11 protein-coding genes and 1 rRNA gene (1 of these 12 only partly in view) are annotated in these 16,308 nt (G+C 42.1%); all 12 read left to right on the forward strand.

Annotated features, from left to right (window positions below):
- Positions 1–14 precede the first annotated feature (14 nt).
- On the forward strand, positions 15–3,527 hold the full coding sequence (gene mfd / locus QFX10_RS05390) for a transcription-repair coupling factor (RefSeq protein WP_280607174.1): 3,513 nt from the start codon (positions 15–17) through the stop codon (positions 3,525–3,527).
- The gene (locus tag QFX10_RS05395) at positions 3,517–5,106 is read left to right on the forward strand and encodes a putative polysaccharide biosynthesis protein (protein WP_280607175.1); all 1,590 of its coding nucleotides are present in this window, start codon (positions 3,517–3,519) and stop codon (positions 5,104–5,106) included. The genes mfd and QFX10_RS05395 overlap by 11 nt, the downstream gene beginning before the upstream one ends.
- A complete protein-coding gene (locus tag QFX10_RS05400) occupies positions 5,103–5,372 on the forward strand; it encodes an RNA-binding S4 domain-containing protein (protein WP_280607176.1) in 270 nt (89 codons plus the stop codon). Before QFX10_RS05395 ends, QFX10_RS05400 begins: the two co-directional genes overlap by 4 nt.
- 122 nt (positions 5,373–5,494) lie before the next feature.
- Positions 5,495–5,902 carry an FtsB family cell division protein gene (locus QFX10_RS05405; RefSeq protein WP_280607177.1) on the forward strand — a complete coding sequence of 136 codons (408 nt, stop codon included), beginning with the start codon at positions 5,495–5,497 and terminating at the stop codon, positions 5,900–5,902.
- Between the two features lie 215 nt (positions 5,903–6,117).
- On the forward strand, positions 6,118–6,603 hold the full coding sequence (locus QFX10_RS05410; RefSeq protein ID WP_280607178.1) for a S1 domain-containing RNA-binding protein: 486 nt from the start codon (positions 6,118–6,120) through the stop codon (positions 6,601–6,603).
- Positions 6,604–6,680: 77 nt separating this feature from the next.
- The gene (gene tilS, locus QFX10_RS05415) at positions 6,681–8,045 is read left to right on the forward strand and encodes a tRNA lysidine(34) synthetase TilS (RefSeq protein ID WP_280607179.1); all 1,365 of its coding nucleotides are present in this window, start codon (positions 6,681–6,683) and stop codon (positions 8,043–8,045) included.
- Positions 8,038–8,580, forward strand: coding sequence for a hypoxanthine phosphoribosyltransferase (hpt, locus tag QFX10_RS05420; protein ID WP_280607180.1), 543 nt, complete (start codon positions 8,038–8,040; stop codon positions 8,578–8,580). Before tilS ends, hpt begins: the two co-directional genes overlap by 8 nt.
- A gap of 194 nt (positions 8,581–8,774) precedes the next feature.
- Complete coding sequence (ftsH, locus tag QFX10_RS05425) at positions 8,775–10,904, forward strand: ATP-dependent zinc metalloprotease FtsH (RefSeq protein WP_280607181.1); 2,130 nt, start codon at positions 8,775–8,777, stop codon at positions 10,902–10,904.
- A gap of 71 nt (positions 10,905–10,975) precedes the next feature.
- Positions 10,976–11,863 carry an Hsp33 family molecular chaperone HslO gene (gene hslO / locus QFX10_RS05430; RefSeq protein ID WP_280607182.1) on the forward strand — a complete coding sequence of 296 codons (888 nt, stop codon included), beginning with the start codon at positions 10,976–10,978 and terminating at the stop codon, positions 11,861–11,863.
- Positions 11,864–11,930: 67 nt separating this feature from the next.
- Positions 11,931–12,932, forward strand: a complete 1,002-nt coding sequence (gene dusB / locus QFX10_RS05435) for a tRNA dihydrouridine synthase DusB (RefSeq protein ID WP_280607183.1) — start codon at positions 11,931–11,933, stop codon at positions 12,930–12,932.
- Between the two features lie 40 nt (positions 12,933–12,972).
- Entirely contained in the window at positions 12,973–14,469 is a 1,497-nt protein-coding gene (gene lysS / locus QFX10_RS05440) for a lysine--tRNA ligase (RefSeq protein WP_280607184.1), read from the forward strand.
- 453 nt (positions 14,470–14,922) lie between these two features.
- Positions 14,923–16,308 (forward strand): 16S ribosomal RNA (locus tag QFX10_RS05445) (it continues 179 nt past the right edge of the window).

A 16,308-nucleotide genomic window follows, 5' to 3' on the forward strand; every position in this document is an offset into this window, starting at 1 on the left:
AGAAAGGAATCAAAATGGAGCTGACAAAAGCTTTTAGTAGTATCGAAGAAGTGGCGACTTGGTCAAAGCATGCTAAAGAGCCAGGGCGCCATTTGTTGACAGGACTTTCAGGTTCAGCTAAAACGCTCTTTTTAGCTGAAGAGTTTGCAAGTTCTGAGGGATCTTTGATCGTTGTGTGTGATGATCTTTATCATGCCCAACAACTTGCGCATGACTTGGAAAACGTCCTTAGCCCAGAAGAGATCAAGCTCTTTCAAGTTGAAGAAACGCTAGCCGTTGAATTAGCAACGAGCTCACCTGAGTTTCGGGCTGAACGGATCGAAACGTTGCAGGCGTTAGCGAACGGTGAAAAATGCCTTGTAGTAACTTCTCTTTCGGGGATCAGACGGCCATTGGCACCACTTGATCTCTGGCAAAAACAAGCTTTAACGTTAGAAGTTGCTCAGACATATGATTTTAGTAAACTCATCCAAAAATTAGTTCAAATGGGCTATACTAAGCAAAAACAAGTCGAACGGCCAGGTGATCTAGCTGTTCGTGGTTCGATCATCGATGTCTTTCCTTTAACCGCTAAAGAGCCATTGCGGGCTGATTTCTTTGATGATGAATTAGATGCGTTGAAAGTCTTTTCTGTGACTGATCAGCGCAGTTTAGAAAATATCACTAAAGCCCAGATCTTGCCAGCAACTGAACTGATAGCCGACCAAGAAACTTTGGAAAAAGCAAGTGCTACTTTAGAAGAAAGTTTAGCTAAGCTTTCAAAACCAGCACCTGAATTAGTTGAAGCGATCAGACGTTTAACGACGGCTTTTGCAAATCAGATCATTTTGCTCGAAGCGTTGCCGTATAGTGAACTGCTTTATCCTAAATTGACGAGTTTGTTTGATTATTTACCAGCAAACGGACGTGTCGTTTTTGACGACCAACCAAAGTTACGTGCAAAAGAAAAAAAACTTGTCCAAGAAGAGCAAGAGTGGCAAGTTGAGATGCTAGAAAAACATAAGCTCTTGCCGGGGTTGAAACTGAGCTTAGAGCTAAGAGAACTAGAAAAGAAATTAACTTGTCCAGAGATCTTTTTAGCTCTTTTCCAAAAAGGGATGGGACGGATGCGTTTTGAACAGAGTTTGGACCTCAAAGCGCGTTCAGTTCAACAATTTTTTGGGCAAATGGAACTCTTAAAGGCTGAGATCAAACGTTGGCAAGCAGCTGGTCAAACAGTCGTTATCTTAGTTTCCAGTGAAAAAAGGCGCAAGAAACTGACTGAGATGTTTACGGAAAACCAGCTCAAGTATTTATTGACAGAAGTAGATCAACTTCAAAAAGGTCAAGTCCAACTTGTTATTGGACAGTTGGAGAGCGGTTTTGAATTGCCAGAAGCCAATTTAGTCGTTTTGACTGAAAATGAACTTTTTACCAAGCGTGTTCGGAAACAAGCTAAGCGCCAAACGATGAAAAATGCTGATCGCTTAAAAAGTTATACCGATCTGAAAAAGGGCGACTATGTCGTGCATGTGAATCATGGGATCGGACGTTTCATGGGAATGGAGACGTTAGAGATCGGTGGCAGGCATCAAGATTACATGACGTTAGTTTATCAAGATGATGCTAAGCTCTTTATCCCAGTCACCCAACTCGATCGGATCCAAAAATACGTTTCGGCAGAAGGTAAAGAACCAAAGATCAATAAACTGGGCAGCAATAAGTGGGCAAAGACTAAAAGTAAAGTTGCTGCTAAGATCGAAGATATCGCTGATGAATTGATCGAACTTTACGCTGAAAGAAGTGCGAAAAAAGGCCACGCTTTTTCACCTGATACGAGTTATCAAGCTGAATTTGAAGAAGCCTTTCCGTTTACGGAAACACCAGATCAATTGCGCAGTGCCAAAGAGATCAAACGTGATATGGAAAAAGAACGCCCGATGGATCGTTTGTTGATCGGTGATGTTGGTTACGGTAAAACAGAAGTTGCGTTGCGCGCGGCCTTTAAAGCGATCGAAGACGGTAAACAAGTTGCCTTTTTAGCTCCAACGACTGTTTTAGCCCAACAACATTATGAAACGATGGTCGCGCGCTTTGAAGGTTTTCCCGTCGAGATCGGGATCTTATCGCGTTTTAGTACGCCAAAACAAGTCAAAGAGACATTAGAAGCGCTAAAGACAGGGCAATGCGATGTGATCGTTGGGACTCATCGCTTATTGTCAAAAGATGTCAAATTTGCTGATCTGGGGCTCTTGATCATCGATGAAGAACAACGTTTCGGGGTCAAACATAAGGAACGCTTAAAAGAGCTCAAAGCTTCGATCGATGTTTTGACTTTGACAGCAACACCGATCCCCCGAACTTTGAATATGTCGATGCTTGGCGTCCGTGATCTTTCTGTGATCGAAACTGCTCCCCTTGACCGTTATCCGATCCAAACGTACGTGATGGAACAAAATTATAGTGTCATCATCGATGGGATCAGACGGGAGCTTTCTCGAGGTGGCCAAGTCTTTTATTTGCATAATCGCGTCGACGATATCGAACAGACTGTCGGTCAACTAAAAGATCTCGTTCCTGAAGCCAAGATCGCTTATATCCATGGCCAGATGACAGAAACGCAACTTGAAGGGATCTTAGTTGATTTTATTGCTGGGCGTTATGATGTTTTAGTCACGACGACGATCATTGAGACTGGGGTCGATATTCCAAATGCCAATACACTTTTTGTCGAAGATGCAGATCGGATGGGACTTTCACAACTTTACCAATTACGTGGCAGAGTCGGACGTTCTAACCGAGTCGCTTATGCTTATTTTATGTACCGACCTGATAAAGTTTTGACAGAGATCAGTGAAAAACGCTTAGAGGCGATCAAAGATTTCACCGAGTTAGGTTCTGGTTTTAAGATCGCAATGCGTGACCTTTCGATCCGGGGGGCAGGAAACCTTTTAGGGAAACAGCAGCATGGTTTTATCGATTCTGTTGGGTATGAATTGTACACGCAGATGTTGAATGAAGCTGTAGCAAGAAAACGTGGCGTAAAAGAAAAGATCAAAACGAACTGTCAACTTGAATTACAATTAGAAGCTTATCTACCAGCAAGCTATATCGAGGATCCACGCCAAAAAATCGAGATCTATAAGCGGATCCATCAACTTGAAAACAAAGAGCAGTATGAAGAGATCAAAGAAGATCTCATTGACCGCTTTGGAGAATACCCTATTGAAGTTGCACGTTTGCTTGAGATCGGGCGCTTAAAGCTTTATGCAGATCATGCTTTACTAGCAAGTATCACGCAAAAGAGCCCGTTAAAAGTTGACCTTGTCTTATCTCCTAAGGCAAAATTAAGTGGTCGAGATCTTTTGCAAGCAACGAGTGCTAGTTCAGTTGGTGCTATCTATAAAGACGAGAGTAAAACGCTTGCTTTGACTTGGCAGCCAACAGATGCTGCTAAATTATTGTCTGAATTGAGTGCGATCTGTGAAAGATTGATGTTAGCTCAAGATAATGCCCCAGTAGTTGAGGAAAATGCGGATGAAAAATGAGCAAGTCAAAAAGACGATGAAAGGCGCCTTGATCTTATCGGTCGCTTCTTTGATCGCTAAGATCTTGAGTGCTGTTTATCGGATCCCTTTTGAAAATATCGTTGGAAATACTGGCTTTTATGTCTATCAACAAGTTTATCCCCTCTATGGGATCGGGATGACGTTTGCTTTGACTGGTTTTCCAGTCTATATTTCCAAATTAGTGGCTGAAAAGCGTAGTGAGGCAGAAAAGTTGCGGTTAGTCCAACAACTTTTTGTTATTTTATGTGTTTTTTCAGTACTGACTTTTAGTGGCCTGCGTATTTTTGCGCCTCTGATCGCCAAAGCCATGGGCGACCTTAAGTTAGCGGAGTTGATCAAAAGTGTCGCTTGGATGCTACTTTTCATGCCTTTTTTGGCAGTTGGACGGGGCTATTATCAAGGAACGTTCAATATGGTCAAAACAGCTGTTTCACAAGTAACAGAGCAATTTGTCCGTGTCGGGCTCATCATTTTAGCGGCACTTTTGTTTGCGCGTTTGGATTGGAGCTTATACAAAATGGGCGCTTTAGCGATGTTTGCCTCAAGTGTGGGGGCCTTTGTTGCTTGCCTTAGTTTTGTGGGCTTTTACCGTAAAAAGTTTTTTAAGCGCGTTAAAGCACCCCAGACGAGCTATCTGGCGTTGACTGAAAAACTTTTCACAGATGGTTTGATCTTATGTTTATTTGCGTCAATGATGGTCTTATTGCAACTGATCGATTCTTTTACAGTCGTGCGTGGTCTTTTTAGTAATGGCTTTTTGCCAGCTGACGCTAAAAACATTAAAGGGATCTATGATCGTGCTCAGCCACTCGTTCAGCTAGGGATGGTCTTAGCCGTTGGTTTTTCTTCAACGCTTTTGCCGACGTTGAGTCATGCGCTTCAGCAAAAAAAGCTGGCAGAATTTCGGCGGATCTCAAGTGTGATGTTGCGCGTAAGTATCGCAATGGCCGTTGCCGCCACTTTTGGGATAATCGTTTTAATGCCACAGATCAATACTTTGCTCTTTGGGGATGCACATTTGAGCTTAACGTTATCTGTCTATGCCTTGAGTATCATCTTCATTACGGTGATCGGGACTTATAATTCGATCTTACAAAGTTTGAACCAATTTTTGATCACAGTTTTTGGGTTGATCTTAGCGTTGATCGTCAAGTTGATCCTCAATGTTTGGTTGATCGGGCGTTTGAATATCATGGGAGCTAGCTTAGCGACAGTTATCAGTTTGATCGTAGCTCTTGGGTGGATCTTGGCTTTTATTCCAGATCTAGTCAAAGGGCTGTTTAAGACAGGTTATTTTTGGATCAAATTGGCTTTAGCAACAGGTTTGATGTATGGCAGTGTTTGGTTGCTTTTACGCCTATTAGGACCTTTATTTGGCACTGGACGTTTAGAATGTTTAGGTCTTGTTTTTCTAGGAGCCCTATTAGGAGCAAGTGTTTTTTTAGTAGTTGCCTTGAGCTCAAAACTTTTCTCAGTGCGTGAATGGCTACTCTTACCAGGTGGGAGAAAGATCTTAAGCCTATGGCAAAATATTTTACGAAAGAAGGAAAGCAAATGAGATTAGATAAATATTTAAAAGTTTCGCGCGTGATCAAACGGCGGAGCGTAGCTAAACAGATCGCAGATCAAGGGCGGATCACGATCAATGATCGGGTCGCCAAATCAGCTAGTGAAGTCAATGTCGGCGATCTTTTAGTGATCAATTTTGGAAATAAGACTTTGACTTTAAAAGTAGCAGAACTAAAAGAAACGACTAAAAAAGATGAATCAAAAGGGATGTATACGATCGTCAGTGAAGAATATCAAGAAGATCATCGCCTTTGATAAAAGAGCTCCGAAAAGGGGCTTTTTTTATAGCGCTAAAATTGAATTTTAGCCAATTGGTCTGATATAATCGACCTAATAAGATCTCTAGCGGTTTGAACTTTTCTGAGGATGTAATCATAATGAAAGATAAACAAAAAAAGGTGAAAGTTCTCGATAATGATTTTTATCGGCAACAAGTAGCTAGTGAGAAGCAAAAAAAAGCGCATAGTAGAAAACTAAAGAATCATCGGCTAAAGATGCGCTTGATCTATGGGGTAGCGTGTTTGGTGACTTTTTTTTGTTTGTGGAGTGTCGGTAAAAACTTGTGGCAAACGCATTTGGTCAAACAACAAACAGTGACTGCTCAAAAAAACTTGAATACTGTCAAAAAAGAAAATGAAAAATTAAAGATCAGGGTCAAACAGCTCAATGACAATGATTATTTAGAGAAATTGATCCGTGAACGCTATTATTATTCACGCGATAATGAGACTGTCTATAATTTGCCTGAAGATAAGGCTAAAAGTCTGATGGATTCTGGAAAATAATCTTTCTCAAATCGCTTGTGACTATGGTATACTTAGGGTTGTTTTATCATAAAAAACTAAAGATGAAGTAAGTTTTTTGATGGTAATAATATACCGGTGTGGAACGTGCCGTGGTGAGGAAATGTCGGTCTAGCTGATCGCTTTCTTTCCGAGATCTCCAACTTAAGTTTGAGAAGGGGAAGTTCAAAGTAATTTCTAGGAGGAAAAAATTTTTTATGTCAATTGAAGTCGGAGAAAAAGTCAATGGCAAAGTATCCGGGATAACTAATTTTGGGGCTTTTGTAGATCTAGGGGATAAAAAAACAGGCTTAGTGCATATCAGTGAAGTATCAAACAATTATGTCAAAGATATTCACGATGTATTGACAGTAGGGGATGAAGTTAAAGTCAAAGTTCTTTCTGTTGAAAACGATGGAAAGATCAGTCTATCGATCCGTAAGGCGACTGACATGAAACGCTTTGATCAAAATAAAAAAACAAGCGACGAAAAGAAGCACTTTGAAGGTGAACGTCGCGAACGGGGAAGTAAAAATAGTTCTGCGTCTAAAAATCGCAACTTTACAGCACACAGAACTGAAAATAAAAAGAAGGACTTCGACTCTTTATTGGCTGGTTTCTTAAAAGAAAGCGATGAACGCTTGACCTCTTTGAAACGAAATACAGAAGGTAAACGTGGTGGCCGGGGTGGCCGTCGCAGCTAAAGACTATCGAACAAAAGCCAAGGGCTGGATCAACTGCCAGCTCTTGGCTTTTTAAGTTAGAAATGGGTAAAAAGAAAATGGAACAAATAAAAACGATCTTTGCAAATGATTGGGCTAAGTTAGTCCCCCAAAACGAAGCTGTTTTGCTAGCAGTGTCGACAGGCGCAGATTCGATGGCGCTTTTGTGGTTAGTAGCACACCTACCAAGTAAACTGCGCCCAAAGATCAATATTGCTTATGTTGATCATCAATTGCGGCCTGAAAGTCAAGCTGAGACAAGATTTATCCAAGAATACTGTCAAGAGCAAGGCTTTCCGCTTTATTGGACGAAGTGGCAAAAAAAGCCGGTGACTGGCTTGGAAGCTAAAGCTCGTGCCTTTCGGTATGCTTTTTTTGCAGAAATTTTAGAAAAACAAAATATCAAATATTTAGTCACAGCCCATCATGCCGATGACCAAGCTGAAACTTTTTTGATGAAGTTGATCCGCGGGGGTGAATTGCAACAATTAACAGGGATCAAAGCCAAACGTGTTTTTGAAAAAGATAAGTTTTTAGTTCGCCCTTTATTGTCGTTTTCAAAAGCCGAACTCAGCGACTTTATCACAAAAAATAAGATCCCTTATTTTGAAGACCAGACGAATCAAGATCTGAGCTACTTTCGTAACCGTGTCCGGCATAAACTCATGCCAAAACTTAAGCAAGAAAACGCTAAAGTTTTGACGCATATTGCAGATTATGAAGCTCAACTAACTGAATTGTATGAGCTAGTTGCAGCTGAATTACCAGCAAAATTAAAGCAGTTAGAGAAAACAGAAGGTTACGATGTTACTTCTTTTCAGCAACTCTCGCTAGCGTGGCAACACCAAGTCTTGCGCGCTTTATTTGCTAAAGAAAAATTAGCAGTTACGAAGCAAAAGTTAGCTCAAGTTCAAAATGCCTTAGTGGGTGAACGACCGCAAGTCGCGCTTGATCTTGGAGCGGGACGGGAATTTTGTCGAAGTTATCAGACCTTTTATTTTCAAAAAAAGTCGGCTGTGTTCGAAGCAAAAACAATAAAAACGCGGCTTGAAGTCGGAAAATGGCATAAACTGCCACACGGGCAAGTCGGCCTCTTTGAAAAAGCTACTTTTGTTTTTCAAGAAGGAGACGAGAGCTTGAGCGTGTCTAAAGAACAGGCCCCTTTTTATGTGCGACAACGGCTTTCTGGTGATAAGATGCCTTATTCACAAGGGACTAAAAAGATCACCCGTCTTTTGATCGATCAAAAAATTCCAGCTAAAGAACGGGCTAAACTTTGGTATCTAGTTGATGATAAAGATTTTGTCTATTGGGTCTTTGGGATCAAAAAAACTGATTTGTCACCACGGGCTGTAAATGCTAAAATTCAATACATAATAGTTTATCGTCGCGATGACAGAAGAGAGGAAAAAATAGATGAATAACGACATCAAAGAAGTCTTATATAGTAAAGAACAGATCGAAGCAGTAACAAAGAAATTGGGTGAACAGATCACAGCTGATATGAAGGACAAAAATCCGCTTGTGATCTGCGTTTTAAAAGGAGCCGTTTTATTTATGGCCGATATCGTGCGTCAGATCGATACGTACTGTGAACTTGATTTCATGGATGTTTCAAGTTACGGTAATGCAACTGAATCTTCCGGTGAAGTCAAGATCGTCAAAGACCTTGATGTTTCAGTCAAGGGACGTCATGTTTTGATCGTTGAAGACATTATCGATACTGGGCGTACCTTAGAACGTCTAGTTGAACTTTTGAAGCACCGCAACGCAGCTTCAGTTAAGATCTGTACACTACTTGACAAGCCAGAAAGACGTGTTAAGTCAGTTGTTCCAGATTACGTTGGTTTTGAAGTGCCAAATGAGTTTGTTGTCGGTTACGGTCTAGACTATACAGGACACTATCGTAACCTACCTTATGTTGGGATCTTGAAACCAGAAGTTTACGAGAACAATTAATGGTCAAGATTAGTCAAATATGATATTATTGATTGCGATAGCCTTAGTTGGTTAAGGTAAAATAAGCCAAAAAATACTCGATAAAAGGTCATTGTGGGTCGAGTAGTCGTATTTTTTATGCGACGTTAGCGCGTAATCTTAGATGAAAGGAAGACTATATAAACTTTTATCCACATTTATATAGCGGGAAATCCATGAACAATAACAGAAATGGACTGCTCAAAAATAGTCTATTTTACATCGTGATCTTTTTAGGCTTCATGGGAGCGATCTACTATTTCTTTGGTGGTCGAGAAACAACACAATCACAGCCTATCCAAACAAGTCAATTCATTTCTGAGTTGAAGAAAAATAACGTTAAAGATTTTACGATGCAACCGGCGGGAAGTACTTACAAGATCACCGGGACTTACAAAAAACCTGAAAAAATAAAGCGGACGACTGGGTTGACCGGGATCGCAGGTACGACAAGTGAAGTAACTTCATTTACGACCAATGTTTTGACTAATGATTCTTCTGTCAGTCAGATCAAACAGTACGCTGATAAAAATAAAGTCAAATATGGTGCTAAAGAAGAGGAATCAAGTAGTATTTGGATCCAATTGTTGATCTATGTTCTACCGCTTGTGATCTTTATCTTCTTCTTCTACATGATGATGGGCCAAGCTGGTCAAGGCGGTGGCGGTGGCCGTGGCGTCATGAACTTTGGTAAGTCGAAAGCTAAACCAGTTGAAAAGAAAAACAATAAAGTACGTTTCTCAGATGTTGCTGGTGCAGAAGAAGAAAAACAAGAGTTAGTCGAAGTAGTCGAATTCTTGCGTGATCCACGCAAATTCCTCTCACTTGGTGCGCGGATCCCTTCGGGTGTTTTACTAGAAGGACCTCCGGGAACAGGTAAGACTTTGCTAGCAAAAGCCGTTGCTGGCGAAGCAGGCGTGCCCTTCTTCTCGATCTCTGGTTCAGACTTTGTTGAGATGTTTGTCGGGGTCGGGGCAAGTCGTGTACGTGACTTGTTTGAAAATGCTAAGAAAAACGCCCCATCGATCATCTTTATCGATGAGATCGATGCGGTCGGTCGTCGGCGTGGAAACGGTATGGGCGGTGGTCACGATGAGCGTGAACAAACTTTGAACCAACTTTTAGTTGAAATGGATGGTTTTGAAGGCGATGAAGGCGTGATCGTGATGGCAGCGACAAACCGTTCTGATGTGTTAGATCCAGCGTTACTTCGTCCAGGTCGTTTTGACCGTAAGATCTTAGTCGGTCGTCCAGATGTCAAAGGGCGTGAAGCGATCTTGAAAGTTCATGCTAAGAACAAGCCGTTAGCGTCTGACGTTGATCTGAAGATGATCGCTAAACAAACGCCAGGTTTTGTTGGGGCCGATCTAGAAAACTTATTGAACGAAGCTGCTTTACTAGCTGCTCGTCGCAATAAAAAAGAGATCGATGCTTCTGATATCGATGAAGCAGAAGATCGCGTGATCGCAGGTCCTGCTAAACGCGATCGCGTCATCAGCAAAAAAGAACGCGAGACCGTCGCCTACCATGAAGCTGGACATACGATCGTGGGCTTAGTTTTAAATGATGCTCGCGTCGTGCATAAAGTAACGATCGTTCCACGTGGTCGTGCTGGTGGTTATGCGATCATGTTGCCAAAAGAAGATCAAATGCTTCTTTCGAAGAAAGATATGCAAGAACAGATCGCAGGGCTTATGGGTGGACGTGCTGCGGAAGAATTGATCTTTGGACAACAATCATCAGGGGCTTCAAACGACTTCCAACAAGCGACTCAATTGGCGCGTGCCATGGTCACAGAGTATGGGATGAGCGATCAATTAGGTCCAGTCCAATATGAAGGTCAAAGTGGTATGTTTGCCGGGGATGCTGTTCCAGGTCAAGCTCCATTCTCGATCAATACAGCAAATGCGATCGATGAGGAAGTTAAACGCCTTTCCGAAGAAGGGATGGCTTTAGCTAAGAAGATCATCGAAGAGCATAAAGAGCAACATGAAGTGATCGCCAAAGCCTTACTTGAGTACGAAACACTTGATGAGAAACAAATTTTGAGTTTGTATAAGACTGGTAAGATGCCAGCACAAGCTGAAAATGAATTTCCAAGTGAAAAAGCGCAAGCAACGACTTTTGAAGAATCAAAAGAAGCTTTAGAACGCAAGGAAGCTTTGAAGCGTGAAAATAAATCATCAAAACCAGAGCACTCAGAATTTCCAAGTGAAAAAGATGCGACTGAAACAAAGTCGAGCAAAGAAACGGTCGTCTTTTATCCAAAAGAACAAAAAGACGATGATGATGTAGATAAAGATTGATCTTAACAGCGGATAAAATGAGCTTCATTTATCCGCTGTTTTATTTGTTAAGAAAAGAAAGGATGTTTAAAATGACAGATCGGTTAGTGAAAAGTTTAGTTTATGGAGGACAATTACGGGCTTACGCGGTTGATGCGACAGAGACAGTCAGAACAGCGCAAGAATATCACGATACATGGAGTGCGGCTTCGGCTGCGTTAGGACGCGCTTTGATCGGAACTTTATTATTGGCCGAAGCTTCTTTGAAAAAAGACGGTAAAATGACAGTCAAGATCAATGGTGATGGTCCTTTAGGGGGGATCGTCGTTGATGGTAATACCGATGGAACAGTCAAAGGTTATGTCCAACATCCGCATGTACATTTGCCTTTAAATGAAAAGCATAAGATCGACGTTAAAGGTGCAGTTGGTACAAGTGGGTTCATGACTGTTACAAAAGATCTAGGCTTAAAAGAACCTTTTACAGGTCAAGTTCCTCTGGTGTCAGGTGAATTAGGTGAGGATTTCACTTATTATTTGGCTAAGTCCGAGCAGATCCCTTCAGCTGTAGGGCTATCTGTCTTTGTAAATGATGATAATACGATCAAAACAGCTGGTGGCTTTTTGATCCAAGTTTTACCTGGGGCTACAGATGAAGTTTTAGACAAATTAGAAGAACGTTTGAAAACTTTGCCACTTGTTTCAGAAATGATGGGGCAAGGTATGGGACCAGAAGATATTTTAGAAGAGATCTTTGGCAAAGAAAATCTAGAGATCTTAGAAACGATGCCGGTAGCTTATCGCTGTGACTGTTCAAAAGAGCGCTTTGCCAAAGCTTTGGCGAGCTTGCCTGAAAAGGATATCGAAGAGATGATCGCTAAAGATCATGGAGCTACTGCGCTTTGTCATTTTTGCAATAAAGAATATCATTTCACTGAAGATGAATTGCGTACGATCGCAAAAAACGCTCGTCAGCAGTAGTCGGAAAAAAGAAAGTGTGCTATCATCAACAAGCGAAACAGAAATTTTAACGAGGTGAGATCAAGTAATGGAGTGGAAGATCAAAGATGTAACGATCCCCAACCGAGTTGTCGTCGCTCCGATGGCAGGGGTAACGAATGTTGCTTTTCGGATGATCTGTAAAGAATTTGGGGCAGGGATGGTCGTTTGTGAAATGATCTCAGATAAGGGAATCCATTTTCGCAATAAAAAAACGCTAGAGATGTTATTTGTCGATCCAAATGAACATCCAGCTAGTGTTCAGATCTTTGGAGGAAGCAAAGAAACTTTAGTTGAAGCTGCACAATTTGTAGCTGAGAATACCAATACAGATATCATTGATATCAATATGGGATGTCCAGTTCCTAAAGTGACTAAAACTGATGCTGGTGCGCGGTGGTTGCTTGACCCAGATAAAGTTTATGAGATGGTCAAAGCTGTATCAAGTTCAGTCGAGAAACCAGTTACTGTCAAAATGCGGACTGGTTGGGATGAAGATCATATTTTAGCTGTTGAGAATGCTCTTGCCGCTCAAGAAGCAGGGGCCAGTGCTTTAGCAATGCATGGGCGCACACGTAAGCAACTTTATTCCGGACAAGCTGATTGGGAATTGTTGCATGAAGTCGCAAACAAGTTAGACAAGATCCCATTTATCGGAAATGGTGATGTACGGACGCCACAAGATGCTAAAAAGATGTTAGATGAAGTTGGGGCTGATGCGGTGATGATCGGACGGGCAGCCTTAGGAAACCCTTGGATCGTTAAGCAGACAACGCATTATTTGGAAACCGGTGAACTTTTAGAAGAACCAAGTCCAGACGAAAAGATCACAGTCGCCAAAGAACATTTACACCGTTTAGTTGAGGCTAAAGGTGAGATCGTAGGTCCAAAAGAATTTCGCTCACAAGCAGCGTACTATTTAAAAGGGATCCCACGTTCAGCGCGTACAAAAGCAGCCTTGAATGAAGCAGCAAGTGAAGCTGAAATGCAGGCGATCTTTGATGGTTTTTTGGCGGATATTAAGGAACGGACTGCAAAGAGTGTGCTATAATTAAAAAAATACTAAAGGAATAGGAAAGTGAGGACTTTTAATGGCTAATCAACAAAACATGAATGACCAATTGCGTGTGCGTCGGGAAAAGATGCAGGAATTACGCGAAGAGGGGATCGATCCATTTGGTCATCGTTTTGAACGAGATGCAATGAACCAAGATTTGCATGATAAATATGGTGCAATGGATAAGGATGAATTAAATGCGCTTGAGATCACAGCGACGATCGCAGGGCGAATGGTTGCAAAACGTGGTAAAGGTAAAGTAGGTTTCGCTGATCTGCAAGATCGCAGTGGCCGGATGCAACTTTATATCCGCAAAGATGAAGTAGGCGAAGAGATGTATCACATCTTCAAACGTTCTGATCTAGGTGATTTTTTAGGGATCAAAGGTCATGTGATCAAAACTGATATGGGTGAATTGACGCTTAAAGTGACTGAATTGACCTTCTTATCAAAAGCGCTACGTCCACTTCCAGATAAGTGGCACGGGTTGCAAGATGTTGAGCAGATCTACCGTCAACGTTATCTAGACCTCATTTCTAATCAAGAAAGCTACCAACGTTTTGTAAATCGCAGTAAGATCGTTTCTGCGATCAGAAGTTATTTAGATGGCAAAGGCTTTTTGGAAGTTGAGACACCAGTGTTACATGCGCAAGCTGGGGGAGCGGCTGCGCGTCCATTTATCACCCACCATAATGCACTTGACATCGAATTATATCTTCGGATCGCGCTCGAGCTACATTTGAAACGATTGATCGTTGGGGGGATGGAACGTGTTTATGAGATCGGTCGTGTTTTCCGCAATGAAGGGATCGATACACGTCACAACCCTGAATTCACAATGTTAGAATCATATGCAGCTTACTATGATTTTAAAGATGTGATGGATGAAACTGAAGGGATCTTCAAAGCGGCAGCATCAGTTGTTTCAAATAACAATATCGTCAACTATCAAGGGCAAGATGTCGATTTTGATAAGCCGTTCAAACGTGTTCATATGGTCGACTTGATCAAAGAATATACAGGTGTTGATTTCTGGCAAGAAATGACTTTAGAAGAAGCGCGTGCTTTAGCTGATGAGCATGGGGTCCACTATGAACAATATTGGAAAGTAGGCCACATCATCAATGAGTTCTTTGAACAGTTCTGTGAAGATAAGATCACAGATCCAACTTTTGTTTACGGACATCCAGTTGAGATCTCGCCATTAGCTAAGAAAAATGCAGAAGATCCTCGCTTTACTGATCGTTTTGAGCTTTTTATTCTAGGAAGCGAATATGCTAATGCCTTTACAGAATTGAATGATCCGATCGATCAACGCCAACGCTTTGAAGCTCAAGTGGCTGAACGTCAAGCAGGTAATGATGAAGCGGAAGGGATCGATGAAGATTATATCGAAGCTATGGAATATGGGATGCCTCCAACAGGTGGTTTAGGTATTGGGATCGATCGTTTAGTGATGCTCTTAACAGATGCCCCTTCGATCCGTGATGTTCTCTTGTTCCCAACGATGCGTCCGCACGAAAATAACTGATTTAAAGTGAAAATATCGTAGGTCTGTTGATCTACGATATTTTTTTACAAAAAAATATTGACGGACCATATTAAGTCTTGCTATACTATAAAAGTTGCTGATGCAGCAGATAATATTTAGTAATTCAAACTTGACAGTAGTCAGTTGGGATGATATTATATAAAAGCTGATTTGATTTAGCAAAAAATAAATAAAAAAATCATTGACGTCGAGTTTGTGATTTGTTATTATTATTTAGTCGCTTATTTCTTGTTTAAAAAATTAAATAAAAAATAAGTTGACATAAAAATCCAGATGTGATATAATAAATTTGTTATTACATCTATCAAGTAGATCTTTGAAAACTGAACAAAGTTTCGATAAGCAAATGTGCAGGGTCTCTTATCTAAGCGATAAGAGCAAATAAACATTTTGCGAAGTCAATTCGCTAGTAAAATAAAGAGTCACAAACTTTAAATTGAGAGTTTGATCCTGGCTCAGGATGAACGCTGGCGGCGTGCCTAATACATGCAAGTCGAACGAAACTTCTTTATCACCGAGTGCTTGCACTCACCGATAAAGAGTTGAGTGGCGAACGGGTGAGTAACACGTGGGCAACCTGCCCGAAAGAGGGGGATAACACTTGGAAACAGGTGCTAATACCGCATAACCATGAACACCGCATGGTGTTTATGTGAAAGGTGGTTTCGGCTACCGCTTTCGGATGGGCCCGCGGCGCATTAGCTAGTTGGTGGGGTAAAGGCTTACCAAGGCAATGATGCGTAGCCGAACTGAGAGGTTGATCGGCCACATTGGGACTGAGACACGGCCCAAACTCCTACGGGAGGCAGCAGTAGGGAATCTTCCACAATGGGCGAAAGCCTGATGGAGCAACGCCGCGTGGGTGAAGAAGGTCTTCGGATCGTAAAACCCTGTTGTCAGAGAAGAAAGTGCATGAGAGTAACTGTTCATGTTTCGACGGTATCTGACCAGAAAGCCACGGCTAACTACGTGCCAGCAGCCGCGGTAATACGTAGGTGGCAAGCGTTATCCGGATTTATTGGGCGTAAAGGGAACGCAGGCGGTCTTTTAAGTCTGATGTGAAAGCCTTCGGCTTAACCGGAGTAGTGCATTGGAAACTGGGAGACTTGAGTGCAGAAGAGGAGAGTGGAACTCCATGTGTAGCGGTGAAATGCGTAGATATATGGAAGAACACCAGTGGCGAAAGCGGCTCTCTGGTCTGTAACTGACGCTGAGGTTCGAAAGCGTGGGTAGCAAACAGGATTAGATACCCTGGTAGTCCACGCCGTAAACGATGAATGCTAAGTGTTGGAGGGTTTCCGCCCTTCAGTGCTGCAGTTAACACAATAAGCATTCCGCCTGGGGAGTACGACCGCAAGGTTGAAACTCAAAGGAATTGACGGGGGCCCGCACAAGCGGTGGAGCATGTGGTTTAATTCGAAGCAACGCGAAGAACCTTACCAGGTCTTGACATCTTCTGACAATCCTAGAGATAGGACTTTTTCTTCGGAAACAGAATGACAGGTGGTGCATGGTTGTCGTCAGCTCGTGTCGTGAGATGTTGGGTTAAGTCCCGCAACGAGCGCAACCCTTGTTGTTAGTTGCCAGCATTTAGTTGGGCACTCTAGCAAGACTGCCGGTGACAAACCGGAGGAAGGTGGGGATGACGTCAAATCATCATGCCCCTTATGACCTGGGCTACACACGTGCTACAATGGACGGTACAACGAGTCGCAAGACCGCGAGGTTTAGCAAATCTCTTAAAGCCGTTCTCAGTTCGGATTGTAGGCTGCAACTCGCCTACATGAAGTCGGAATCGCTAGTAATCGCGGATCAGCA

Source organism: Ligilactobacillus faecis, assembly GCF_029889745.1.
GTDB classification, from domain to species: domain Bacteria; phylum Bacillota; class Bacilli; order Lactobacillales; family Lactobacillaceae; genus Ligilactobacillus; species Ligilactobacillus faecis.

Excerpts from the sequence above, each read along its gene's own strand:
- mfd (WP_280607174.1), top strand. The coding sequence starts at position 15 with ATGGAGCTGACAAAAGCTTTTAGTAGTATCGAAGAAGTGGCGACTTGG.
- tilS (WP_280607179.1), top strand. The coding sequence starts at position 6,681 with ATGGAACAAATAAAAACGATCTTTGCAAATGATTGGGCTAAGTTAGTC.
- QFX10_RS05410 (WP_280607178.1), top strand. The coding sequence starts at position 6,118 with ATGTCAATTGAAGTCGGAGAAAAAGTCAATGGCAAAGTATCCGGGATA.
- QFX10_RS05395 (WP_280607175.1), top strand. The coding sequence starts at position 3,517 with ATGAAAAATGAGCAAGTCAAAAAGACGATGAAAGGCGCCTTGATCTTA.
- hpt (WP_280607180.1), top strand. The coding sequence starts at position 8,038 with ATGAATAACGACATCAAAGAAGTCTTATATAGTAAAGAACAGATCGAA.
- ftsH (WP_280607181.1), top strand. The coding sequence starts at position 8,775 with ATGAACAATAACAGAAATGGACTGCTCAAAAATAGTCTATTTTACATC.
- lysS (WP_280607184.1), top strand. The coding sequence starts at position 12,973 with ATGGCTAATCAACAAAACATGAATGACCAATTGCGTGTGCGTCGGGAA.
- QFX10_RS05405 (WP_280607177.1), top strand. The coding sequence starts at position 5,495 with ATGAAAGATAAACAAAAAAAGGTGAAAGTTCTCGATAATGATTTTTAT.
- QFX10_RS05400 (WP_280607176.1), top strand. The coding sequence starts at position 5,103 with ATGAGATTAGATAAATATTTAAAAGTTTCGCGCGTGATCAAACGGCGG.
- dusB (WP_280607183.1), top strand. The coding sequence starts at position 11,931 with ATGGAGTGGAAGATCAAAGATGTAACGATCCCCAACCGAGTTGTCGTC.
- hslO (WP_280607182.1), top strand. The coding sequence starts at position 10,976 with ATGACAGATCGGTTAGTGAAAAGTTTAGTTTATGGAGGACAATTACGG.